Genomic DNA, 22,566 nt, shown 5'->3' on the forward strand with positions numbered 1-22,566 from the left:
CATCTCTTGGGCGCGGTGTTCAGCCGCGCTTGCCAACCGCGGAAACGGGGAAGCGATGCCTTTGAAAGCCGAACTGCACTGCCACATCGAAGGGGCAGCGGCGCCCGACCTCGTCATCCGGCAAGCGCGCAAATATGGCAAGGACACCTCCCCCTATATACGCGATGGCTCCTTCGTCTGGGACGATTTCAGCACATTCCTTGCGGCCTACGATTTCTCCTCGGACCTGTTTCGCACCGAAGAGGACTATGCGCTGCTGGCCGAGCACTATCTGACCAGTCTCGCCCGCGATGGCGCCATCTACTCAGAGGTCTTCACCTCGCCGGACCATGCGAAGAAGGCCGGCCTCTCGCCCAAGGCCTACACCGACGCGCTCGGCGAAGGCATGGCGCGCGCCAAGGCCAAGACCGGCATCGAGGGCCGCATGATCGTCACCGGCGTCCGCCATTTCGGGGTCGAGCCGGTTGAGCAGGCGGCGCGCTTCGCCGCACGCTGCAATCACCCGCTGGTGACTGGCTTCGGCGTGGCGGGCGACGAGCGCATCGGCGATTTCGAGGATTATGTCCGCGCCTTCGAGATCGCCCGCGAGGCGGGCCTCGGCATCACCATCCACGCTGGCGAACTGACCGGCTGGGAGAGCGTGGCGGCCGCGCTCGACCACATTCGCCCCTCCCGCATCGGCCATGGCGTGCGCGCCATCGAAAACCCCGATCTGGTCAAGCGCATCGCCGAGGAGGGTATCGTGCTGGAATGCTGCCCCGGCTCGAACGTGGCGCTCCAGGTCTTTCCCGATTTCGACAGCCACCCTTTTCCAGCCTTGAAGGCGGCCGGCTGCAAGGTCACGCTCAATTCGGACGATCCGCCCTATTTCTGGACCTCGCTGAAACGCGAATACGAAATCGCCTCGACGCATTTCGGCATGAACGAAAAAGCCCTGCTCGGCGTCACCCGCACGGCCATCGAGGCAGCGTTCGTGGACAGGAAGACAAAAGCGGCGCTGCTGGCGAAACTGGACGGCAAAAGGCGCTAAACGCCCTAACGGCGACGTCTTGTCCGCTGTGGACGTGCGTGCCCTGCGATGGCGCGGGACTCGCCAAACGCGCCGTCATTCACTATTCACGAAAGCATTCGTTTGTTGCCGGAGAACCATCATGAAGGGCGTCACCGTCGTCGACCATCCGCTTGTCCAGCACAAGCTGTCGATCATGCGCAACAAGGATACGTCGACCGCCGGCTTCCGGCGGCTGCTGCGCGAAATCTCGCTGCTGCTCGGCTATGAGGTCACCCGCAACCTCGAACTGACGACGACACGCATCGAGACGCCGCTGGAAACGATGGATGCGCCCGTGCTGGAGGGCAAGAAGCTGGTCTTCGCCTCGGTGCTGCGCGCCGGCAACGGGCTGCTGGAGGGCCTGCTCGATCTGGTTCCGGCAGCGCGCGTCGCCCATATCGGGCTTTATCGCGATCACGATACGCTGGAAGCCATCGAATATTTCTTCAAGGCGCCGAGCGATCTCGCCGACCGTCTCATCATCGTCGTCGACCCGATGCTGGCGACCGCCAACTCGGCCATCGCGGCGATCGACAAGCTGAAGGCGCGCGGCGCCACCAACATCCGCTTCCTGTGCCTGCTGGCCTCACCCGAAGGCATCGAGCGCTTCACCAGCGCTCATCCGGACGTACCGGTCTACACCGCCTCCATCGACCGCGAACTGAACGACAAGGGCTATATCATGCCGGGTCTCGGCGATGCCGGCGACCGCATGTATGGGACAAAATAGCGTCGTTTACCGGCTGTTTACGCAAAAGCGCGGTTTCCTCAAGCCGACCGGCCATCGGCGCAGGCGTTAAGACGGAAAATACCATCGCGGCGCTATCGATGTCCTTGAAAGAGGCATCCATGTTGCAGAAGCTCCTCATCGCGGGCGTGATCGTCGGGTGTTCGGCATCGCTGCCGATCCTTCTTCAATCGCACCCCGAAGCCTTCGAGCACGTCATGCGGTTTGCGCTCGACAAATCGAAGGACATGACGGCCGAAGCGCCGATGACGATCGCGACCGCCGTCTCCGAGCCGGAAACATCCCAGCCGCTCGGACGAAAGGTCCTCGTCGCAGCTGATAATCAGGGACATTTCGTTACGACTTTCAAGGTCAATGGCCGCCCGGTCGACGCCATGGTCGATACCGGCGCCACGGTCGTCGCCCTCACCGCTTCGACAGCCCGCAAGGTCGGCATTTCGTTGAGCTCGGGCGATTACAATCACGAAGTCAGCACCGCCAATGGGCAGGTGAAGGTGGCGGTGGTGACCATCGACAGCATTCAACTGGGCAAGATAACCCTCGAGGATGTGCAGGCCGTCGTCATCGAGGACAAGGCGCTGCGCACCAATCTGATCGGCATGAGCTTCCTGAAGCGCCTCGACAAATATCAGGTCCAGGACGGCGCCCTGCTGCTGGCGCAGTAAGCCGCGTCATCGCAACGGCAATCAACGCGGCAGGATGCGCCGGATGATCGCCTTCTCAGAAGCTGGTCGCTGCGGCCCAACCGTATAGGCAGACCGCACCGCCGCCGCGGCCGCCTCAGCGTCCGTCTCGTTGCGGGCGTGGATCAGCGCCAGCGCCTCGCCGGTCCGGACCTCCGCGCCGACCGGCAGGAGCCGCGTGATGCCGACCGCATGATCGATCACGTCCTCATTGCGCCTGCGCCCGCCGCCCAGCGTCACCACCGCCAGCCCGATCTCCCGCGTGGCAATCCCGAGAACGAAGCCGTTCTCTTCGGCTTTGACCGCATGTTCGATAGGCGCCTTCGGCAAAAAATCATGCGGCCGCTCCACCAGGCCCGCCGGACCTCCGAGAGCCGAGACCATGCGGCCGAAGGCCGCCGCCGCCCGCCCGCTCGACAGCGCCTCGCCCGCCCGCTCAAGCCCTGCCTTGTTGGAGGCCGCTATTCCCGCTGATTGCAGCATCTCGGCCGCGAGTGCCAACGTCACCTGCTCCAGCCGCCGGTCGCGGCTGCGGCCGGCGAGGCAGTCGACGGCGTTCAGCACCTCGACGGCATTGCCGGCTGCGGAGGCCAGCGGCTCGTTCATGCCGGTGATCAGCGCCGTTGTCTTCAGGCCAGCGCCGTTCGCCACCTCGACCAGGCTGGCGGCGAGAGCGGTGGCGTCGCGCGACCTTTCCATGAACGCGCCATTGCCGACCTTCACGTCCAGCACCAGCGATTGCAGCCCGGCGGCCAGTTTCTTCGACAGGATCGACGCGGTGATCAGCGGCACCGATTCCACCGTGGCGGTAACATCGCGGATCGAGTAGAGCCGCTTGTCGGCAGGCGCGAGATCGCCGGTCTGGCCGATGATCGCCGCGCCCGTCTCCACCACCGCCTTGCGGAGCAGGCCGATGTCGGGCTGGCTGACATAACCGGGAATGGCATCCATCTTGTCCAGCGTGCCGCCCGTGTGGCCGAGGCCACGGCCCGAGATCATCGGCACATAGGCGCCGCAGGCAGCAACGATGGGCGCCAGCATCAGCGAGACATTGTCGCCGACGCCGCCGGTGGAATGCTTGTCGGTGACGGGACCCGGCAGGTCCGACCAGTCGAGCACATCGCCGGAATCGCGCATCGCCATGGTCAGCGCAACCGCCTCGTCCCGGCCCATGCCGCTGAAAAAGACCGCCATGGCGAAGGCGGCGACCTGACCGTCCGACACGCTTTTGTCCGTCACGCCGGAAATGAACGCACCGATCTCCTCGGCTGAAAGTTTATGGCCGTCGCGCTTGTGGCGGATGATCTCCTGGGGGAGCATGGGCAACTATCCCTCCCCCTCACGCATCGAACAACCCATCCTGGAACACCTTCTTCAGGATCGTCGCCAGCCGGCCGCCGCCGATGGGCGCCATATCCTTGGTTTCCTGGTGCGACAACTCGGCCCCCGTCATGCCGGCGGCGAGGTTGGTGATGACGGAACAGGCGGCGACGCGCAGGCCGAAGAATCGTGCCAGGATCACCTCGGGCACCGTCGACATGCCCACCGCATGTGCGCCGAAGGCGCGCGCCATGCGGATCTCCGCCGGCGTCTCGAAGGAAGGGCCGGAAAACCACATATAGACGCCCTTGTGCAGTTCTATGCCGGTCGCCTGCGCCGCCCGCTCCAGCGCCGAACGCATGCCCACGTCATAAGCCTCGGTCAGCCCGACGAAGCGGCGGTCCGTCGGTTCGCCGAACAGCGGATTGGAACCGGAAAAGTTGATGTGGTCGGTGACGAGCATCACCGAACCGGGCAGCATTTCGGGGTCGACCGAACCGGCGGCGTTGGTCAAGAGCAGCCGGGAGACGCCGATGCCGGCCAGCGTCTCGATGGCCGGGCGCATGACGGCGGCGTTGCCTTCTTCGTAGTAATGCGCGCGTCCTGCCAGCATCAGCACCGGTCTGCCGGCGAAACGCCCCGCGACCACCTCGCCGGCATGGCCGGTGACGCCGCTGCGTGGAAAGCCGGGAAGATCGGCATAGGGGATGCGCACCGCGCCCTCCACCTCGTCGACCAGCCCGCCGAGCCCCGAGCCCAGCACCAGCGCCGTGGATGGCGCCAGCCCGTCCAGCCTTTCGACGAGATGATCGACGGCGGCTTTCATTTGAGGATATCGCCCCTGAACCCGTAGGGTAGGATGTCGCCCATCGTCACCGTTTCCACTACACCGGTCTCGTCGCAGAGATAGAGCTTGGTATCGGGTTGCGTGAATTCCGCCAACCGCTGGCGGCAGCCACCGCAGGGCGTGCATCTGGCCATGCGCTCGGCGATCACCGCGATTTCGGTGATCCTGCCCCCACCGCCCATGATGTAGTGGCCGAGCGCCGTCGTCTCGGCGCACCAGCCTTCCGGATAGGACGCCACCTCGATGTTCGCCCCGGCGAAGACGCGCCCATCCTCCGTACGCAACGCCGCCCCGACCGGGAATTTGGAGTACGGCGCATAGGCCTTGGCCATGGCGGTCTGCGCGGCAAGGAAGAGGTCATGCGACATGGCTCACCGCTCCTTCACATACGGTACGCCGCCGGCGCGTGGCGGGATCGCCTTTCCTATGAAGCCGGCGAGCAGCACGACGGTCAGCACATAGGGCAGCGCCTGCATGAACTGTACCGGCACCCGGCCGATCAGCGGCAGCGGCGTGCCTTGCAGCCGAATTGCCAGCGCGTCGAGGAAGCCGAACAGCAGGCAGGCGAACATGGCGTTGACGGGCTTCCACTTGGCGAAGATCAGCGCCGCCAGCGCGATATAGCCCTTGCCGGCGGTCATGTCCTTCACGAAGCCGCCATTCTGCACCATCGACAGATAGGCGCCTGCAAGACCGGTCAGGATTCCGGTGCAGATGAGTGCGCGGTAACGTAGCCAGGCAACCGAAATGCCCGCCGTATCCACCGCCGCCGGATTTTCGCCGACAGCGCGCAGCCGCAAGCCGAAGCGGGTGCGGAACAGCACCCACCAGGTGAAGGGGACCGCGAGGAAGGCAAGATAGACCAGCACCGAGTGGCCCGAGATCAACTCGGCATAGATCGGGCCGACGATCGGCACGCCGCGCAACGCATTGGCACCGGGAAAAATGATGGCCTCGAACCGTTCATTGGGCGCCAGCGCCGGCGTCCGGCCGCCTTGGCTGAACCAGGCCTGGCCGAGAATGACCGTGGACCCCGCCGCGATGAAATTGATCGCCACGCCCGACACGATCTGGTTGCCGCGATGGGTGATCGAGGCGAAGCCATGGACGAGCGCGAAGGCCACGGAAATCAGGATCGCCATGCCGAGGCCGATAAATGCCGAGTGAAACACCGAGGCGGCAGCCGCTCCGGCGAATGCTCCGACCAGCATCTTGCCTTCAAGGCCAATGTCGAAAACGCCCGCCCGCTCCGAATAGAGGCCGGCAAGGCAGGCCAGCAGCAGCGGCACGGAAAGGCGGATGGTCGAATCCAGCGTCTGGATGACGATGTTGAAGAAATCCATCTCAGCCTCCCCCGCCCTTGGCCGCAGCCATGCCCATGGATTTCGGACTGACGGACGCGAACAGCACCTGGATGTATGGCCTGAACATGTGTTCGAGCGCCCCCGCGAACAGGATGACGAGACCCTGAATGATGACGATCATGTCGCGGCTGATCGCCGGCATCTCGAAGGCCAATTCGGCGCCGCCCTGATACAGCGCGCCGAACAAAATGGCCGCCAATACAATTCCCACCGGGTGGGAACGGCCCATCAGGGCAACGGCGATGCCGACATAGCCGGCGCCGCTGACGAAATCGATGGCGACATTGTGCTGGTCGCCCATGGTCGGGTTGAGGGCCATCATGCCGGCCAGCGCGCCGGAGATCATCATGGCAATGATGATGATGCGGGTTTCCGAAATACCGGCATATTTCGCTGCCTTTGGGCTGTGGCCATAGGTGCGCATCTCGTAGCCCAGCTTGGTGCGCCAGATCAGCAGCCAGACCAGCCAGGCCATCAGCAGGGCCAGCAGGAAACTGACATTGAACGGCGCTGAACGAATTTTCGCTCCGAACAGTTCGATGATCCAGTTGAGTTTCGGCAACTGCCCGCCTTCGAGGAAGTTGCGCGTTTGCGGCGCTTGCGAGCCGGCTGGCTTCAGCGCGCCGACAAGGAAAAAGACCATTGTCGATGCGGCAATAAAATTGAACATGATCGTGGTGATGACGATGTGCGAGCCGCGCTTGGCTTGAAGATAAGCCGGGATCAGCGCCCACAGCGCGCCCATGACCGCGGATGCGACAATGGCTATGGGAAAGGTTATCCACCACGGCGTCACGCTGTCGAATACGAGACAGACGACCGCGACGCCCAAGCCCCCGATATAGGCCTGACCCTCGGTGCCGATGTTGAACAGGCCGCAATGCACCGCCACCGCGACCGACAGTCCCGTGAAGATGAAGGTCGTGGCGTAGAACAATGTGAAGGCGATGCCCTGCCCGCGTCCGAACGCGCCCTCGACCAGGATGACGGCGGCGCGGAACGGGTTTTCGCCGACCAGCAGCACGACGAAGCCGGCCACGACGAAAGCAACCAGCAGATTGATCAGGGGTATCAGGCCATAATCGGCCCAGCCCGGCAGCTTGGCATAGGGCGTGCTCATTCGGCCGCCTCCTTGTGCTCGACACCGGCCATGAGCAGGCCAAGCTCGCCTTCCGTCGTATCGGAACCACGTTCGCCGACGATGCGGCCGGCGAACATGACGAGGATGCGGTCGGACAGCGAGCGGATCTCGTCCAGTTCGACCGAGACCAGCAACACCGCCTTGCCGGCGTCGCGCATGGCGATCAGCCGCTTGTGGATGAACTCGATGGCGCCGACATCGACGCCGCGTGTCGGCTGCCCGACGATCAGCACGCCGGGATCCTGCTCAATTTCGCGCGCCAGCACGATCTTCTGCTGGTTGCCGCCGGAGAAATTGGCGGTCTTGAGCCGGCAGTTCGCCGGCCTGATGTCGTATTTCTCGATCTTGTCCCTGGCGTCCTTCTGGATGGCGTCGATGTTGAGGAACGGACCTTTCAGATATTGCTCGTCATCCTGATAGCCGAGGATGGAGTTTTCGTTTTCCTCGAAGGCGAGCACCAGGCCGACATGGTGACGGTCCTCCGGCACATGGGCGAGTCCGCGCTCGCGCAATTCCCCGGGATCGGCCGCGCCCGTCAGGTCGATCGGCTTGCCGTCCAGCGTCACACTGCCGGAAACGGCCTTGCGGATGCCGGAAATGGCTTCCAGAAGTTCCGACTGGCCGTTGCCGGCGACGCCAGCGATGCCGACGATCTCGCCGGCGCGCACGTCGAAGGAGACATCGTCCACCATCGTCACGCCGCGCAAATCCTTGACCGTCAGGTTCTTCACCGAAAGCTTGACGCCTTCCGCCTGCATCGCGTCCTTTTCCACACGCAGCAGCACGCGGCGTCCGACCATCAGCTCGGCGAGTTCCTCGACCGTGGTCTTCTTCGTCTCGCGCGTGGCGACGATCGTGCCCTGCCGCATGACCGAGACGCTGTCGGTGATCGCCATGATCTCGCGCAGCTTGTGCGTGATCAGCACGATGGTTTTGCCCTGCTCCTTGAGCTGGCCGAGAATGCGGAACAGATGGTCGGCTTCCGCCGGCGTCAGCACGCCGGTCGGCTCATCAAGGATCAGGATTTCGGCGCCCCGATAGAGCGCCTTGAGGATTTCGACGCGTTGCTGCAAGCCGACCGGCAGTTCCTCGATCAGCGCGTCGGGGTTGACCTGCAGGCCATATTCACGCTCCAGCCGGATCAGTTCCGACCGTGCCTTGGCGATGGAGGATTTCAGCAGCGCGTTGCTCTCGGCCCCGAGGATGACATTTTCCAGCACGGTGAAATTGTCGACCAGCATGAAGTGCTGATGCACCATGCCGATGCCCGCCGTGATGGCATCGTTGGAGGTCTTGATCGTCGCCGGCTTGCCGTTGACGCGGATTTCGCCGCTGTCGGCCTGGTAGAAACCGTAGAGGATCGACATCAGCGTCGACTTGCCGGCGCCGTTCTCGCCGACGATGCCGTGGATCGTGCCACGGGCGACCTCCAGATTGATGTCGCGGTTGGCCTGGACGGCGCCGAAGCTCTTATTGATGCCGATCAGCTCGATTGCGGCTTCCGCCATACGGCTGTTCCCACTTTTGTTTTTTTATCGACCGGTCAAAAGTCGTAGCATGGCGCGGCTGGCCATGCCAACGGCCTGCCGGTTCTATCACTCTCGACAAAACCCCGCCCGCTTGTCAATTTCGGCACGAGCAAAATTGCCGCCCCCGCGCGAACATGCATTCGAGCGTTGTCGGGCAGCCACATAGGAACATTCGCATGACAGTGCCCACAGACCGGCTGACCACGCTGGAAATCCGCGCCGCCGAGCAGGAGCGGACCATCGAGGAACTTTCGGCGCAGATCGCCGAACAGTGGAAGGTGATCGAAAGGATGCAGCGCAAGCTGGATGCGCTGACGGACCGGTTTCTCGTTCTGGAGGAGCAGGCCGCGCCGGATGTGCCGATCACCAAGCCGCCGCACTGGTAGTTCCATCAGCCACTCATAGGTCCGGCCCCGGCAAACCGGGACCGGACAGGTTCAGGCTCGGAACATCAAGCTGTCCCGACCCGAATTGGTTACATCGCCTTGAGCACGGCGATGTCGCGCAAGGCACCCGACGCGCCAGTGATGTCGCCGGTCTTTTCGGCTCCACCCGTTTCCAGGTTGACCTTGTACAGCGCTCCCGAGGCCACCAGCCAGCCCGTGTTGGCGCCCTCGGCCGTCGTATGGACGTCGAAGGCATACGCATCCGATGTCACGCCGAGCGCGCCGATGGTCTTGAGCGTCCCGTCATTGGGCTTCGTCTGCTGGAGGAAATTGCCGGCCGCGTCGATATCGTACATGGCGGTCTTTTCCGGCTTGCCGTGCGAGTTGATATAGGCGGTGGCGACGACGTTCGGCTTGGAATCCGCGCCCTTGTCGCCGGCCTCGAAGTTCAGCGCGCCGTCCTGTGTCACCTCGCCGGTATCGGGATTGGCGCGCAGATTGGTGCCGTCCGAACCCATGACGCGCAGCCGATCCGACGTCGGGTTGAAATCGACGCTTGCCGAAACGCCGTCGGGCAGCATCTTGGTCAGCTTGCCGCCGGCCGTCGCCGCGCCCGCTTCATCGATCGCAACGATGGTGCCGTCGCCATCCACGCCATAAAGCTTGCCGTCGGCGGGCCGCATGTCGATGCCAATCAGCCTGTCGACGCCTGTCACATCGACGGTTTTGGTCACTTCCGGCTTTTCGGTGTCGAACCACACCAGCGTCTTTTCTCCGGTAAGGCCGACGACCGGCGCCGCATTGGCCGATATCGCCATCAGGCTGGCGCCCGCGATGAGAAAGGCGGAAAGGGTTTTGTTGTGAACGTTCATGGCGGGTCTCCTTGTATCCGCAAGATGAGCCTTGCCCTTGCCTTACCCGCGAGGACACATTGCGGATGCAGCGCCCGAAGAAAAATTTCCGCTCTTGCATCCGCCGGCGTTCCTTGTGTGTATGACAATCGAGGTTTCCTGCTCTGCAAGGTCCGGGAGGACGATGGACGCGACTTCCGACGACGATCTGTGCACAGCGCTGCTGGTGCGCGTGGCCAGGGGCGACCGGGCTTCGCTGGGCGAGCTTTTCGCCCGCGAAGCCGGCAGGCTGATTGCCGTTGCGCGGCGCATCCTGCGGCGGTCCGACCTGGCGGAGGAAGCTGTCCAGGATGCTTTCGTGGCGGTATGGCAGCGGGCATCGACCTATGATGGCGCACGCGGCTCGGCGCGCGCCTGGCTGACCACCATCGTGCGCAATCGCGCCCTCAACATGCTGCGCGACGGCGCCCGGCTCGACTATGTCGATGACGACATGCTGGAGCATTTTGGCGAACGCAGCGCCGATGCCGAGGCCGCCTACGCTGCCTTGCCGGACCGCGAGGCTCTCAAGCAATGCCTTGGCCAATTGGATGCGTCGCGGCGGCGCTCGATCCTGCTTGCCTATGTGGTCGGATTCACCCATGGCGAAATCGCAGCCGACCTCAAGGCGCCGGTGGGGACGGTGAAGGCCTGGATCAGGCGTGGCATGATCGCCCTGCAGGAGTGCCTGTCATGACCGACAACGAGCAGAGAATGGCGCGCGCCGGCGACTATGTGCTGGGTCTGATGAGCGAGGAGGAACGCGACCGGGCCGAACACGACATGGAACGCGACGCCGCCTTTCGCGATGCGGTGCTGACGGCGGCGCAGCACTTCCACAAGCTCGACCTGACCACAGCTCCCGAGCCCGTTCCGGACCAACTCTGGCAAAAGGTATCCGAACGCATTGCCAGTCTGCCGCAGATGCAGGCTGCCGAAACCGCCCCCGCCTCGCCCTCGAAACCGCGCGTGGCGGCGAACGCCAGACCGAAGCGCTTTGGGCTCCATTCGCTCGGCGGACGTGGCGGTTTCGCCATCGCCGCCTCGCTGGCCGCCGCCTGCGCGATCGGCTATTTCGGCGCGCTCGCCACCGTGACGAACCCCCAGCCAGTGGTCGTGGTGGTGCTCGATACGCCAGCCAACACGCCCGGCGCCATTTTCGAAGCTTTCGCCGACGACAGCGTCCGCATCGTCCCGCTCGAGGAATTCACCGTGCCGGCCGGCCAGACCATGCAGGTCTGGACGCTTTACGACAAGGCTGTCGGGCCGGTCTCGCTCGGCACCATCGGCGCCAAGGCGACAGAAGTGCGCCTGCAAGGCCCGCATCTGCCCCTGCCGAAACCCGAACAGCTCTACGAGATCACGCTGGAGCCATCGCCCGGATCACCGACCGGCAAGCCGACCGGGCCGATTCTGGTCAAGGGTTTCGCCAGGCAGCCGGCGCGCAGCTGATCAAAGCAAAACCGCCGGGACAATGCCCCGGCGGCTCGAACCTTATTTAAAATCAGTCGTAGGCAGTTCAGTACGGGCAGGCACTGTCGGCCGTATAATCATGCACCTCGACTGTGCCGGCGATGATGTCGGCCTTGGCCTTTTCGGCGGCTGCCTTCATGTCGGCGGTCACGAGATCCTTGTTGTTGTCGTCCATGGCGTAATCCACACCGCCTTCCTTGAGGCCGAGATCCTGGAGGCCGCCGCTGAACTTGTCGTCCTTGGCGTCCATGAAGGTGGTGTAGACGGCAACGTCGACGCGCTTCAGCATCGAGGTCAGCACCTTGCCGGGCTGCAGGCCGTTCTGGTTGGAATCGACGCCGATGCCGAGCTTGCCGCCATCCGCCGCAGCCTGCAGCACGCCAACCCCGGTGCCACCGGCCGCCGCATAGATGACGTCCGCGCCCTGGTCCATCTGCGTCTTGGCGATTTCACCGCCCTTGGCCGGGTCGTTCCAGGCCGCCGGCGTATCGCCGGTCATGTTCTGGATAACCTCCGTCGCCCCGGCGGACTTGGCGCCGCCGACATAGCCGCAGCCGAACTTGCGGATCAGCGGAATGTCCATGCCGCCGACGAAGCCGACCTTCTTCGACTTGGAGGCCATCGCGGCCAGCACGCCCACGATGTAGGAGCCTTCCTGTTCCTTGAATTTAAGCGACCGCACATTCGGCAGGTCGACCTGATCGTCGATAATGGCGAACTTCAGCTCGGGATATTCGGCGGCCACCTTCTTCAGCGAATCCACCCACGAGAAGCCGGCCATCACGATCGGGTTGCGGCCGTCCTCGGCGAAGCGGCGCAAGGCCTGCTCGCGCTGCGAGGCGTTGGAAACCTCGAACTCGACATAGGAGATGCCGGTTTCGGTCTTGAATTTCTCGGCGCCGTTATAGGCCGCTTCGTTGAACGATTTGTCGAACTTGCCGCCCAGATCGTAGAGCAGCGCCGGCTGGATATCGGCGGCGAAGGCCGGCATGACCATTGCGGTTGCGGCCAGGAGGCCGAGAACGAGACGTTTCATGTGATCCACACCCTGTCGGTTGTTTCCGTTTTCGCGCCCCGCGCTGCCGGTTTGAAGCCAGGCGCACAGGGTTCCGGCAGGAAAGATAGGCCTCCCGCTTGACGGCCAATCTTGCATGGCCGGAAACAAAATTCACGCGGAATTTTGACCTTTTGGAAAACCATGGCGCGGTATGGCAGCGCCATGGTTATGGGTTGCGGTGCGCGCGTCGCGGGTCAGGCGTTCGCGGCAGCCGAAGCCGCGGAAGGTATGGCGCAGGCGACGCCGGTGCCCCTCAGATTGCAGTACCCGTAGGGATTCTTGGCCAGATACTGCTGGTGGTCCTCCTCGGCGAAATAGAACTCCGGAGCGGGCGCGATCTCGGTGGTGATCTTGCCGCGGCCGGCGCCTTTCAGCGACGCGTCGTAGGCATCGCGCGAAGCGATCGCCGCCTGCTGCTGCCCCTCACCAAAGGTGTAGATCGCCGAACGATAGGTGGTGCCGACATCGTTGCCCTGGCGCATGCCCTGCGTCGGATCATGGCTTTCCCAGAACAGCTTCAAAAGGTCGGCATAGGAGACGATCTTCGGATCGAACACGACGAGCACGACCTCGGCATGGCCGGTCAGGCCGGTGCAGGTTTCCTGATAGGTCGGGTTTGGCGTGATGCCGCCGGCATAGCCGACCGCCGTCACCCAGACGCCTTCGGTCTGCCAGAACAGCCGCTCCGCGCCCCAGAAGCAGCCGAGCCCGAACATGGCCGTCTCCAGCCCATCGGGATAAGGGCCCTTGAGCGGCCGCTTCGAGACATGGTGTTTGGCAGCAGTCGGGATCGGTTTGTCCCGTCCGGGCAACGCTTGCTCAGGCTTCGGCATCGTCACTTTCTTGTTCAAGAGGTCGCCGAGAAAAAACATGCGCAAATCTCCTTCCCGTTTTCAGGAATCCACGGTCAGCCGATGGCATATCTGCCGGCAAGCGGCTGCCGCCTGTAGCCGACACAATAGAGCAGAAACGCCAGCAGCGCGAAAAGGATGAAGCCGGGTTGATCGATAACCCAGCTCAGACCCATGTCCCAGGCGAGCGGATGCAGCTTGCCGCGGACAAAGGTCTCGAACGAGACCAGGGTGTCCGGCGATACCGAATTCCAGCTGGTTCTCAGCGGTGTCATCACAATCTGCGAGGCCACGACCGACCGCGTCGTATCGAGCACCGCCATGATGACGGAAACGGCCAGCGACAGCATCGCCGCGAAACGGAACAGGAAACGGATCATCCGGCCTTCCGGTCTTCGCCAGCCATCGCCCTGAAAGGCTTGGCGGCCGGCATCTCTTCATCCGACAACAAATATGGCGTGAACAGCGCTAGCGCAATGCGGACACACGGATTTGAGCCGGGTTTGATCGTGAACCATCAGATGCGACGCCGTGACATCGACCGTTTTCGACGCCATGTCGAATGCGCCAGCCTCGCGCCAAAGCTGTCGGACCGGCGTTGCAAGCCTGCACGGATGCCCGAGCGCAGGAAAGAACTCGCGGTGGCGCCATTATGTCTTGGCATTCCGCGCCGGATCGACTAGATCAGCCCCGCGCCCGCCACTTCGGTGGCCAAGGCGCAGGAAAGGTCCGCCCCATAGGTCAAGGGCGGCCCCATGTCCCGGCTTCCGGGACTGATTTCCACCGGAATGCGCATTCCCGACCCGCGCGGCGAAACCGGCCGTGTCGAGCGCAAAGGACGGAGAGGTGGCCGAGTGGTTGAAGGCGCACGCCTGGAAAGTGTGTTTACGGGAGACCGTAACGCGGGTTCGAATCCCGCTCTCTCCGCCATCTGTGCTTGCTACCGAAGTTTTTTTGCGCCGAACCGTATTTCGAAGACCGGCCCTTTGGCGTCATCGACCTCCATGCACCAGTCGGTGCCGATGGACAATTGACCATCCAATTCGGAAATCATTTCTCCGCAGGCCCGTGTTGCTTCGTCCCACGCATGCTTTTCGTCCGTGAGAACGGTGCCTATCGTGTCTCTGATCTCCGGAGAGCCATGGCTGACGTGGAAAAAGTAACGCGGCATACTATCGTCCGTATCTGGCGGAATGCGTCACTTAAATCAGGTACGAGGCAATTTGGTTCCTGATCGGAACCCATCGTCCGGCAGCCCTCCGGGTTCAGGAACCGTCGGAATCAAAATCCGGAGAAACCAGCGCCGATGATGCGGGTGCCGTCAGCACCCATCGCACGAAACCGGCCTGGCGCTCATATATCGCCGTTCCATCCACCGATTGCGGCGCCACACGCTGGAGAACGACCGTACCGAAACCACGGGAATTGCCTTTACCGGGCTTGGGAACCGAGGTTTCCTCCCAAGCTAGACTGAATTCGCGCTCTCCCGATGCTCCAACGCCAACCTGCCAGCTTACCGTTATGCGCCCTGCATTGCCGGACAATGCGCCATATTTTGTGGAATTCGTCGCCAATTCGTGGAACGCCATGCCAAGATATTGCACCGAATTCGGCAAAAGCGTCAGCATGGGACCGGAAAGCGTAACCTGCTCCTCATGGCCAAATGGCTTGAGGTGTTCTTCGACCAGATCAAAGACGCTGGCTCCCACCCATTCGGAAGACACCAGAAGATCGTGCGATTTGGAAAGCGCAATGATGCGCTCCCGTATCAGAAACTCGAACTCCTCGGGATCGTCGGTGCGCCTCCGCGTTTCCCGGATCATGGAAAGAAGGACCGCGAACTGGTTCTTGACCCGGTGGTTTACCTCGCGGAGCAAAAGACGGATCTTCCTTTCGCTTTCTTTTAAAGCCGAAATGTCGCGGGCGATCTTGGAAGCGCCGATGATTTCGCCACGCGAATTCTTGATCGGTGAAACCGTCAGCGAAACCGGGATCAGGACGCCATCCTTCCGCAGCCGCATGGTTTCGAACGTCTCGACCCGCTCGCCGCGCCGGATGCGGCTTATGATATCGGCCTCTTCGTCATACCGGTTTTCCGGGATCAGCATCAGCACCGGCTGGCCGATCGCCTCGCTCGGCAAATAGCCGAAAAGCCGCTCCGCCGCAGCATTCCAGCTCTCGATGATGCCGTTGATGTCCTTGCTTATGATCGCGTCGAAGGAAGAGTCGACGATGGCCGCGAGCCGGGCCGCCGTCTCTTCCGAAAGTTGATTGTGATGAATGCCCACTATTTTGCCCATACGCCATATCTAGCATGGCGATTACGGGCAGCCAGCGGAATTTCCTGCTTTTCAAAGCCGGGCGCAGCCGGCGCCCGCGTGAGGAAACCCGCGCGCGGGTCGGTGCATCGCGATCCAGCGTAAGGCGCACGCCTTTCGGGCATATTGCGAGTTGCGTCCGCAAACAATTATCGACTTCCGCCCGCCTTCGTGATGAAATTCGCTTCCTGGTCACTGGATAGGAGGTTTCGATGGATCGAAGACTATTTCTGACGGGAATGCTCGGCTTTGCCGCGACAGCCGCCGTTGCCAGCGTGGTCCGACCGACAAATGCTCTCGCCGGCGTACCGGGCGGCAACGGAATCCTGGACGAACTTGAAACGTCCACGCCGGACTTTCTCGACACCGAACTGGAGGCGAGCCCTGAGCTCATCAATCATAGGCCCGGTCACCATCGGCCGAGGCGTCGCCGGCGGCGGGTCTGGAGACGGGTCTGCCGCAGATACTGGCGTCATGGCCGCCGCATCACCCGCTGTTATCGCACCAGGGTTTGGGTGTGGCTGTTCTGATCTGAAGTTTGAACCCCGGCTCAGGCCGGGGTTTTCGCTTGTGCCGGCCGGAAAAACGCACGCGATGCGGACCCTCCCTGCGCGCGGGCGGCAAGGATTTTGCGGCGATCGCCTTGTCATTGTGGCCCTGTTACATTATATTTGCAAAATCGATCTTGCTTGTTGAGCTTGTTTTGTCGCTGCGGCGTTCATCCGATCTTTCCCATCAATTTCGAAGAGTGTGACGTTTGGCTTTCCGCCAGGCGCCGAAAATCTATGCAATTGAAAGGATTTTTTTGATGGATACTGGAACCGTAAAGTTCTTTAACTCGACCAAGGGCTTCGGCTTCATTCAGCAGGACAACGGCTCGCCGGACGTCTTCGTGCATGTTTCCGCCGTCGAACGCGCCGGTCTTCGCGGGCTCGTCGAGGGCCAGAAGATCGGCTTCGAAATCGTCGCCGACCGCAAGACCGGGCGCAGCTCGGCCGAGAATTTGCAGGAAGTCTAGCAAACCGCTTGCCTCCAGCCTTTGACCACGGATGTACTGGCACTGGCAGTAGAGGCTTCGAGAAGGTCGGGTTTTACCCGGCCTTTTTCTTATCAGGAGAAAGCCCATGAAGGACGCTCTTGCAGAGGGCATTTTCAAGCCCAAACCGACAACCGCTGAAGCCAAGGGTGACGCCACCACACGCGCGGCGCGTACCATCATCGGCAGCGAAGTCGCCCTTCGCGACGCCAAGACCGAGAGGCTGCGCAAGGCGCGGCTCGCGCAGGAGGCTCTGGAGCCGGCTCCCGAGCCGAAGGCCAAGCCAAAAGTGAAAGCCAAGGCCAAGGCCAAGCCGAAAGCGGCTGCCGCGAAGCTGGCCTCCACCTGAGATCGCTTTGCGCTGAAAGGAGCGGACGCCGCTCTTGTCTGACGCCGGCTTATAGAATTAGGATGCTGCCGTAGAACGGTCCGTGGCAACAGTAACGGCAGCGTTGCGCGCATGTACAAAATCGACTCGACGTTTCAGCCGATGCTCGATGCCTGTGACCGCGCCGCCTACTACTTCGGAAATACCGACTACGTTCAACTGGGCCTCGATGGGTACATCGAGGCTTTGCGCTATGTAAGCCTCGTCCGCACCGAACCCCACGCCCGGCCGGATCGTCACTTCTTTCCAGCCGACGCCGCTGCATCCGGATCGGGCTTTGCGCTGATCACAAACGCGCTGATGGCCGCTGACGAAACCAGGCGTTTCTTCGCCGATGAGCCGGCCGGTGGCCTTGGTTTTTGCCTGGAGCATGACGAGCAGACCGGATATCTGGCAAGCCAGCTCGGCCTGGCGTTCGCCAATGTCCCCTATGATGTTTATCGCCGGACTGACAGCAAGATAACCGGCATGGCTCTGGCGCAGTCCTGCGGCGTCCCCAACGTCCCCGGCGTCGTCCTTGCGCCGCGAAGCTATGACGAGGCGCGCGAGGCCGGCGCCATGCTTGGCGAGGACCTTGTCGTCCAATTGCCTTTCGGCTGTTCCGGCGAAGGCACGTTCTTCATTTCCTCGCAGCGGGACTGGGACCGCTGCTTTAAACCTGGAGAGCCGGTTGGAGACGTGCGGGTGCTGCGGCGCCTGCGATGCCGGTCGCTGACGGTGGAGGCGTGCGCAACCGCCGCCGGAACCATCGTCGGGCCGGCGCTCGTCGATACGATAGGCCTTGCCGCGCTGACGACGCGCAAGGGCGGATGGTGCGGCAACGAGGTTCCTGACGCCGATATCGACGACGACGTCTGCGGTCGGGCGCGCCGCTACGCCAACGCCATCGGCGGCGCCATCTATCGCACCGGCTTTCGCGGCTATTTCGGTATCGACCTGCTCCTGGACCTCGACACCGGGGCGCTTTTCTTCGGCGAGATCAACCCACGGGTTACGGCCGCCGCCACCATTTCAAACCCGATAATGCTGTCGATGGGCGTGCCGCCGATGACGGTGTTTCATCTGCTGGAAATGCAGGGGAAATCGGGAGCCATTCCCGTCGAGGCAATCAACGAAGCGACATCGCCGCGGCCGCCAAGAAATTTCTCGCACCTCATCGTGCGCAACAAGGAGCAGGCCAAAATCGCAACCAGGCTGCCGCAGCGGGGCTTGTGGGATATGGCGTCGGGAGAATTCCTCGGCAACCGGATCGAGTGCCCGTTCCGCATCGCGCCGGGCACCGCCTATTTCATCCCCGAGGCTCCACCCGGCTCGTCCGTGGAGCACGAGGATGAAATCGGCAGCCTTTTCTTTGCCGAACCGATTGCCCTGGATGGAAAGGGCGAGCTTTCCGGCCATCATCTCAACATGGTGCAGACGATCCTGCGCGAACTCGCGCTCTAGTGCAGTCCGGTCACGGCGAGAGACGGTCGAAAACCGCGGCCGGCGCTGATCGGGCAAGAACCCAGCCGACGGCAGTCCCTGGCTACTAGCCCGGCATTGATTTAGCCGCGCAAAGAAATAATCTCAAAATGCGGTATCGTCCTTTTTTTGCCGCTGAATTCTAAGTCCTGAGATGAGGGAAGGATTTTGGAATGCTGAATCGCCTGTCGCCATTGGGAAAATCCGCATCGGCCCGGCTGGCCGAACTTTACAAGCATCGGCCCGACCAGACGGTCGTCATCGCAGGAAGCCTGGTCACCGGTTTCGGCAACAGCCGTTCCGATCTCGACGTCTATGTGATCGGCGAAACCCTGCCGCTGGCGCATGAGATGGACCTGAAACAATATGATTTCCATGTAACCGTCGCTCCGGACGGCACAGTAGCCGAACGAGACGACGACACCGCCCCTGACTCGCAGGTCAAGGAAGTGTTCAAATACAGCAATGGCGGGTTGGGCCCGGTTCACATAACCTTTTTGACGACATCGCAGGTGGAAAAGCTGCGTGACCGCGTCGAGGAGGTGTTTGCCAGGGCAGCCGCAACGGTTGACTACATGCGCGGCTACGACACGGCGGATTTCGGCTACACCCCTTTCGTTTTTCTGGGAAAGCTGCTGCAGGGCGAATGCCTTGCCAACCCAGAACTTTTCGAAAGCCTTCTTGGCCAGGAAATCCGCTCGAAATTCTGCTTCATTTCGTACCGCTACAAATGCCCGACCTATGTCGAGATGAACGACGCCGCCGGCTCCTGGGAAGCCGGCGATTTTCTGATGGCGGCGCTGTTCTCCAGGATCGTCCTGGAGAGCTTTTCATGGTCGCTGTCTTTGCTGACGCTCGACACCAACACCAACCCAAAATGGGTGACCAAGTGCATCACCGCCTGGCCTGAAAGGTACAGGCAACTCAGCCAGACATGCCTTTCCCTGCTTCTCGGCGATATTTCCAACGAGGCGGCGCAAAAGGCTTTCACGCCAAAAGCGTTGGACACCGTGGACGAATTGATCCGCGCCTGCGTGCGCGAACAGGACGCCAATCCGGTCATGCCGAAGTCAAGGTCGCTGCTGGCCTTGTTCGACGACTATTTCGCCGGCCGTCTCACCAAGGATGCCAACCAACAGGATTACGACTGGGAAAAGCGCGTCTACGGTGCAGACTCTCTCCCCACCACTACACTCTACCGTATCAAATCGGATTGAACGGACCACCAGACAATCGTCCAAGCAAAGAACACTGAACGTTGGGAATTCGATCGACAGCTGCGTAAAAAAGGACGGGATAATCTTCCCCTAGGTCATCAACTTATAACATTCCGTCCCGCTTCTGCTATTGTACACGGGCGGCGGACCTGATTTCCGCCCGGCCGGCGCCGTTCAGGCAACCTCCCACCGGCGGCGCCGGCCAACCTCTCTGGCCGTTCATATCTGGCTCGCGGCTGTTCCTGCTGCCGGAGCATGAGTTTGATCCGCTTGCTGGCGCAGAACCGCAAAGCGCCGCAAGTCGCGTGTTTGGTTGGCTGAACGGAAGCTGATGGTTAGCGAATTATCAGCTTTGTCGTGCCAGAACGGGCCATGCTCTCGAAGACGCTGCTTCACCCGGCTGAATTTTTCATGCTGACCGTCACGCTGGTAGTGAGCTTCATTGATATCGCCCTCGTCCTGGCGCGCGGCTCGACGCTCGATGCCGCCGCCTATGCGATGATCCTCGGTCTTGCCGCCCTGCTGATCGCCGTGGGCTACATCTACCGGCAACTTGATCGAAGCGAAGGCATTGGTGCGGCCACGACCTGCGCCGGCCTCTTCATCGCCTTCACCGGGGCGACATCGTTGTTCAACTACCTGCTTTTGCCCAATGGCAGACCGACGATCGATCATTGGGTAAACGGCCTCGATGCCGCGCTCGGCTTCAGCTGGCCGGTGGCCATTGCATTCGGCGCGGCACACCCGATCCTCAACGAGATCATGCGGATCGCCTATATGTCGACCTTGCCGCAGATCGCCCTGCTGGTCGTCGTACTGGGGCTTACGGGCCGCCTCGCCGACCTGCATGGGCTTCTCGTGACAGTAACGGTCGCCGCCCTCGTCACCGTCGCCTTCTGGGGCCTTTTTCCCACCACCGGCCCCAGCGCCCTCTATGCTTTGCCGCAGGATATGCTGGCGAAAGCACGGCCGATCCTCGGACCGGAATACGGGGCCTACGTAACCTCGGTCATCGAGAACGGCACTCCCTTCTTAAGTCCGAACGATTTCCGCGGCCTCATCGCCTTCCCTTCCTTCCATACCGTACTGGCTTGCGCCGCCGTCTACTACGCCCGCCCTATAGGCTGGCTGTTTCCACCGCTTGTCATCGTCAATCTCATGATCCTGCCTGCCGTCGTCGTGCATGGCGGCCACTATCTCGTCGACATACCCGCGGGAATGGCGGTCTTTCTTTTGTCCTTGCTGGTGGCGCGGGCCATGGTCCGGGCAGGCCCGGCGCGAAGCCGGGCGCCGGCCTGACCGATCCGCCGCCTGCATTCAACGCCCTTCAAGACATTGCTCCGGCTACCGTATTCTTTCGGTTGTAAGTCCAGGTCTGACGAATACTTAAAATGCGAATGAAAATTGTCCTTTCGTTAAGCAAATCCTGTCTCAACGCTTCGTTTACTATTTCGCTTAACGCAACCGCAATCGATCCCTCGCAATATGAGCCACGGTTCAACAAGAAACCGTCCACGACTGTCACAACCGGGCTTAAAGGAACACAACCATGACGAAGCTTCTTTCGCGTTTCTACAAGGACGAATCGGGTGCAACGGCCATCGAATACGGCCTGATCGCCGCCCTCATCGCTCTGGCGATCATCACCGGCGCCTCCGCTGTCGGCACCCAGCTCGCCGCGAAGTTCACCAAGATCTCCACGACGCTGAGCACCGCCAAGTAATTCACTGGGCAACGCGCCCAGCCAAGACACCGAAAGGGCCGCCTCCGGGCGGCCCTTTTGCGTTCAGCTGCAGCGGATGATTCTCCAGCGCCAGCAAGCAGCGCCGGATATGGAACTGCGGCAAGGGCACCCTATATTGACCGGATGACACTGAGATCGAGTACGAAGACCGCCACGCGCCGACTTGTAGGCTGTATCGTCGCGGCGGCGTGTGCCGTGCTGGCGGTTTCAGCCCTGGAAGCGTCCGCGGTCGAAATCGGCTCTGGCAATACCGGGCTTAATACGCCCGGCGATCTCCAGGCTGCCCAGAACAGGTTGCAGCGCCAGCAATACCAGCAGATGCAGCAGATGCAGCGCGAACAGGACCGGCTGATCATCCCGCAGCCACAGCCCAGGCAAGAAGTGCCACGCCTCAAGCCCGGCTGCCAGGTTCAGATCTACGGAAACCGTACCGTCACAACCTGCCGCTAGTCCTGGCCGGATACTGGCCAAAACCGAGTCGCCGCTTATTTAGCCGTCTATTATCTTCCGTGATAAAATTCATGGAAGAATCGGTTATCTGTTGCCGCGCGTGGAATGAACGGAAGCCTGCCGGGCGAAAAACGAATGGTTGTTACGAAGAAAAAAGCGATCCGCAAGGCGAGGAAGGGCGAAACCGTCCGTCAGGTGGCCGCCGTGCCGTTCCGGCTCGATGCCGATGGCGGCCTCGAAGTGATGCTTGTCACCTCGCGCGAGACGAAGCGCTTCATCGTGCCCAAGGGCTGGCCTATGAAAGGCAAGAGCGGCCGCAAGGCAGCAACGATCGAGGCCGAGCAGGAAGCCGGCGTTGTCGGCAAGACACTGAAGGAGCCGGCCGGCACCTATTCCTACTGGAAGCGCCTTTCGACACGCTTCGTGCGGGTGAATGTTGTTGTCTACCTGCTCGAGGTGAGCGAGGAACTCGCCAACTGGCAGGAAAAGAAGAAACGGCAGCGCGCTTGGCTCACGCCGGCCGACGCAGCCTTGCTCATCGACGAACCGGATCTCGCAACGCTTGTGACATCGCTCAAGGGGCCGACAGCATCCTGAACCCGTCGAACCGGT

The 22,566-nt window shown here is 62.1% G+C and carries 26 protein-coding genes and 1 tRNA gene; 14 read left to right on the forward strand and 13 right to left on the reverse strand.

The genetic code is table 11. From position 1 onward, the window contains the following. Positions 1-55 precede the first annotated feature (55 nt). The 3 genes from ASD44_RS10995 to ASD44_RS11005 all read left to right on the forward strand — a co-directional run bounded on the left by ASD44_RS10995 (position 56) and on the right by ASD44_RS11005 (position 2,464). Positions 56-1,030, forward strand: coding sequence for an adenosine deaminase (locus ASD44_RS10995; RefSeq protein ID WP_056111644.1), 975 nt, complete (start codon positions 56-58; stop codon positions 1,028-1,030). Positions 1,031-1,151: 121 nt separating this feature from the next. Then, entirely contained in the window at positions 1,152-1,781 is a 630-nt protein-coding gene (gene upp, locus ASD44_RS11000) for a uracil phosphoribosyltransferase (protein WP_056111647.1), read from the forward strand. A 119-nt stretch (positions 1,782-1,900) separates the two neighbouring features. Continuing rightward, complete coding sequence (locus ASD44_RS11005) at positions 1,901-2,464, forward strand: TIGR02281 family clan AA aspartic protease (RefSeq protein WP_056111649.1); 564 nt, start codon at positions 1,901-1,903, stop codon at positions 2,462-2,464. A gap of 21 nt (positions 2,465-2,485) precedes the next feature. Here the strand turns inward: ASD44_RS11005 and deoA are convergent, their stop codons facing one another. Genes deoA through ASD44_RS11035 form a run of 6 tightly spaced genes read right to left on the reverse strand, consistent with a single transcriptional unit; the run spans position 2,486 to position 8,662 of the window. Further along, the gene (gene deoA / locus ASD44_RS11010) at positions 2,486-3,802 is read right to left on the reverse strand and encodes a thymidine phosphorylase (protein ID WP_056111652.1); all 1,317 of its coding nucleotides are present in this window, start codon (positions 3,800-3,802) and stop codon (positions 2,486-2,488) included. 19 nt (positions 3,803-3,821) lie between these two features. Beyond that, complete coding sequence (locus ASD44_RS11015; RefSeq protein ID WP_056111655.1) at positions 3,822-4,628, reverse strand: purine-nucleoside phosphorylase; 807 nt, start codon at positions 4,626-4,628, stop codon at positions 3,822-3,824. Then, positions 4,625-5,017, reverse strand: a complete 393-nt coding sequence (cdd, locus tag ASD44_RS11020; protein WP_056111658.1) for a cytidine deaminase — start codon at positions 5,015-5,017, stop codon at positions 4,625-4,627. The genes ASD44_RS11015 and cdd overlap by 4 nt, the downstream gene beginning before the upstream one ends. 3 nt (positions 5,018-5,020) lie before the next feature. Further along, positions 5,021-5,992, reverse strand: coding sequence for an ABC transporter permease (locus ASD44_RS11025; RefSeq protein WP_056111659.1), 972 nt, complete (start codon positions 5,990-5,992; stop codon positions 5,021-5,023). Position 5,993: 1 nt separating this feature from the next. Beyond that, a complete protein-coding gene (locus ASD44_RS11030) occupies positions 5,994-7,133 on the reverse strand; it encodes an ABC transporter permease (RefSeq protein WP_056111662.1) in 1,140 nt (379 codons plus the stop codon). Beyond that, positions 7,130-8,662 carry an ABC transporter ATP-binding protein gene (locus tag ASD44_RS11035; RefSeq protein ID WP_056111665.1) on the reverse strand — a complete coding sequence of 511 codons (1,533 nt, stop codon included), beginning with the start codon at positions 8,660-8,662 and terminating at the stop codon, positions 7,130-7,132. The genes ASD44_RS11030 and ASD44_RS11035 overlap by 4 nt, the downstream gene beginning before the upstream one ends. Before the next feature lie 197 nt (positions 8,663-8,859). Between ASD44_RS11035 and ASD44_RS11040 the strand changes: the two genes are divergently transcribed. Then, the gene (locus ASD44_RS11040; RefSeq protein ID WP_056111670.1) at positions 8,860-9,069 is read left to right on the forward strand and encodes a SlyX family protein; all 210 of its coding nucleotides are present in this window, start codon (positions 8,860-8,862) and stop codon (positions 9,067-9,069) included. An 89-nt stretch (positions 9,070-9,158) separates the two neighbouring features. On the opposite strand, the gene ASD44_RS11045 is transcribed toward ASD44_RS11040, so the two are convergent. Then, positions 9,159-9,941 (reverse strand): DUF4394 domain-containing protein, encoded by a 783-nt coding sequence (locus ASD44_RS11045; protein ID WP_056111673.1) that lies wholly within the window; start codon positions 9,939-9,941, stop codon positions 9,159-9,161. A 163-nt stretch (positions 9,942-10,104) separates the two neighbouring features. Between ASD44_RS11045 and ASD44_RS11050 the strand changes: the two genes are divergently transcribed. Next, positions 10,105-10,656, forward strand: coding sequence for a sigma-70 family RNA polymerase sigma factor (locus tag ASD44_RS11050; protein ID WP_056111675.1), 552 nt, complete (start codon positions 10,105-10,107; stop codon positions 10,654-10,656). Further along, positions 10,653-11,411, forward strand: coding sequence for an anti-sigma factor (locus tag ASD44_RS11055; protein ID WP_056111678.1), 759 nt, complete (start codon positions 10,653-10,655; stop codon positions 11,409-11,411). The genes ASD44_RS11050 and ASD44_RS11055 overlap by 4 nt, the downstream gene beginning before the upstream one ends. Positions 11,412-11,478: 67 nt before the next feature. On the opposite strand, the gene ASD44_RS11060 is transcribed toward ASD44_RS11055, so the two are convergent. The 3 genes from ASD44_RS11060 to ASD44_RS11070 all read right to left on the reverse strand — a co-directional run bounded on the left by ASD44_RS11060 (position 11,479) and on the right by ASD44_RS11070 (position 13,720). After that, positions 11,479-12,468, reverse strand: a complete 990-nt coding sequence (locus tag ASD44_RS11060; protein ID WP_056111681.1) for a BMP family ABC transporter substrate-binding protein — start codon at positions 12,466-12,468, stop codon at positions 11,479-11,481. A 215-nt stretch (positions 12,469-12,683) separates the two neighbouring features. Beyond that, positions 12,684-13,361, reverse strand: coding sequence for a peptide-methionine (S)-S-oxide reductase MsrA (gene msrA / locus ASD44_RS11065; RefSeq protein WP_056111684.1), 678 nt, complete (start codon positions 13,359-13,361; stop codon positions 12,684-12,686). 35 nt (positions 13,362-13,396) lie between these two features. Beyond that, the gene (locus ASD44_RS11070) at positions 13,397-13,720 is read right to left on the reverse strand and encodes a hypothetical protein (protein WP_056111688.1); all 324 of its coding nucleotides are present in this window, start codon (positions 13,718-13,720) and stop codon (positions 13,397-13,399) included. A gap of 460 nt (positions 13,721-14,180) precedes the next feature. Here ASD44_RS11070 and ASD44_RS11075 point away from each other — a divergent pair. After that, positions 14,181-14,270: transfer RNA gene (locus ASD44_RS11075), tRNA-Ser, on the forward strand. Positions 14,271-14,280: 10 nt separating this feature from the next. Here the strand turns inward: ASD44_RS11075 and ASD44_RS11080 are convergent. Together ASD44_RS11080 and ASD44_RS11085 are read right to left on the reverse strand one after the other, a co-directional pair. Beyond that, the gene (locus tag ASD44_RS11080) at positions 14,281-14,511 is read right to left on the reverse strand and encodes a hypothetical protein (RefSeq protein ID WP_056111690.1); all 231 of its coding nucleotides are present in this window, start codon (positions 14,509-14,511) and stop codon (positions 14,281-14,283) included. Positions 14,512-14,605: 94 nt separating this feature from the next. Then, positions 14,606-15,640, reverse strand: a complete 1,035-nt coding sequence (locus ASD44_RS11085) for a PAS domain S-box protein (protein ID WP_056111695.1) — start codon at positions 15,638-15,640, stop codon at positions 14,606-14,608. An 826-nt stretch (positions 15,641-16,466) separates the two neighbouring features. Between ASD44_RS11085 and ASD44_RS11090 the strand changes: the two genes are divergently transcribed. The 6 genes from ASD44_RS11090 to ASD44_RS18170 all read left to right on the forward strand — a co-directional run bounded on the left by ASD44_RS11090 (position 16,467) and on the right by ASD44_RS18170 (position 21,483). Beyond that, positions 16,467-16,676, forward strand: coding sequence for a cold-shock protein (locus tag ASD44_RS11090; protein ID WP_056115934.1), 210 nt, complete (start codon positions 16,467-16,469; stop codon positions 16,674-16,676). A gap of 106 nt (positions 16,677-16,782) precedes the next feature. Next, positions 16,783-17,043 (forward strand): hypothetical protein, encoded by a 261-nt coding sequence (locus tag ASD44_RS11095; protein WP_056111699.1) that lies wholly within the window; start codon positions 16,783-16,785, stop codon positions 17,041-17,043. Positions 17,044-17,154: 111 nt separating this feature from the next. Beyond that, positions 17,155-18,525 carry a hypothetical protein gene (locus ASD44_RS11100; RefSeq protein WP_056111702.1) on the forward strand — a complete coding sequence of 457 codons (1,371 nt, stop codon included), beginning with the start codon at positions 17,155-17,157 and terminating at the stop codon, positions 18,523-18,525. 191 nt (positions 18,526-18,716) lie between these two features. Then, complete coding sequence (locus ASD44_RS11105; RefSeq protein ID WP_056111705.1) at positions 18,717-19,760, forward strand: hypothetical protein; 1,044 nt, start codon at positions 18,717-18,719, stop codon at positions 19,758-19,760. Positions 19,761-20,132: 372 nt separating this feature from the next. Next, positions 20,133-21,059: a phosphatase PAP2 family protein gene (locus tag ASD44_RS11110; protein WP_056111708.1), complete on the forward strand. Its 927-nt coding sequence runs from the start codon at positions 20,133-20,135 to the stop codon at positions 21,057-21,059. Positions 21,060-21,309: 250 nt separating this feature from the next. Continuing rightward, complete coding sequence (locus ASD44_RS18170; protein ID WP_082542450.1) at positions 21,310-21,483, forward strand: Flp family type IVb pilin; 174 nt, start codon at positions 21,310-21,312, stop codon at positions 21,481-21,483. A 228-nt stretch (positions 21,484-21,711) separates the two neighbouring features. Here the strand turns inward: ASD44_RS18170 and ASD44_RS18390 are convergent, their stop codons facing one another. Further along, positions 21,712-21,975 (reverse strand): hypothetical protein, encoded by a 264-nt coding sequence (locus ASD44_RS18390; protein WP_156459829.1) that lies wholly within the window; start codon positions 21,973-21,975, stop codon positions 21,712-21,714. A 114-nt stretch (positions 21,976-22,089) separates the two neighbouring features. On the opposite strand from ASD44_RS18390, the gene ASD44_RS11120 reads away from it, so the two are divergent. Next, complete coding sequence (locus ASD44_RS11120) at positions 22,090-22,551, forward strand: NUDIX hydrolase (protein WP_056115937.1); 462 nt, start codon at positions 22,090-22,092, stop codon at positions 22,549-22,551. Positions 22,552-22,566: the final 15 nt, after the last annotated feature.

It is taken from the genome of Mesorhizobium sp. Root554 (assembly GCF_001427025.1).
GTDB lineage: Bacteria > Pseudomonadota > Alphaproteobacteria > Rhizobiales > Rhizobiaceae > Mesorhizobium.